At 41.5% G+C, this 431-nt stretch carries 1 protein-coding gene; it reads left to right on the top strand.

Annotated features, from left to right (window positions below):
- Nucleotides 1-38: 38 nt before the first annotated feature.
- Nucleotides 39-419, top strand: a complete 381-nt coding sequence (locus FCV43_RS19845) for an MmcQ/YjbR family DNA-binding protein (protein WP_045608197.1) — start codon at nucleotides 39-41, stop codon at nucleotides 417-419.
- The last annotated feature ends 12 nt before the right edge of the window (nucleotides 420-431 follow it).

Raw genomic sequence — 431 nt, 5'->3', positions numbered from 1 at the left:
TTTTTGTGGGGTACACCAGAGCTAATAGGGAAATCAACATGAATTACGAAGAGTTTAACCATTTTTGCGGATCTTTTGCTGGAACGAGTCACGTCGTTCAATGGGGTAATTCCGATGTATGGAAGGTTGGTGGTAAAGTGTTTGCGATAGGTGGTTGGAGCGATGGATCCCAAGCTGCATTCACGTTTAAAACCTCTAACTTAAATTTCGACTTTCTAAGTGATTGTGAAGGTTATAAACCGGCTCCATATTTTGCTAGTCGTGGAATGAAGTGGATACAGCAAGTTGAGACTTCAGGTAAACTAGACGATGACCTAAAGTATTATTTATCGGAATCATACCGAATTGTCGCGAGTGGTTTAAGTAAGCGCAAGCAACGAGAATTAGGCATAGAGCACCTAGCTGAACCACGCTCATAACAAAGCGTTTAA

The organism is Vibrio genomosp. F6 (assembly GCF_005146325.1).
Classification (GTDB): Bacteria; Pseudomonadota; Gammaproteobacteria; order Enterobacterales; family Vibrionaceae; genus Vibrio; species Vibrio cortegadensis.
The sequence above is the reverse complement of the archived record's forward strand: the minus strand, read 5'-3'. Positions and strand labels throughout refer to the sequence as shown.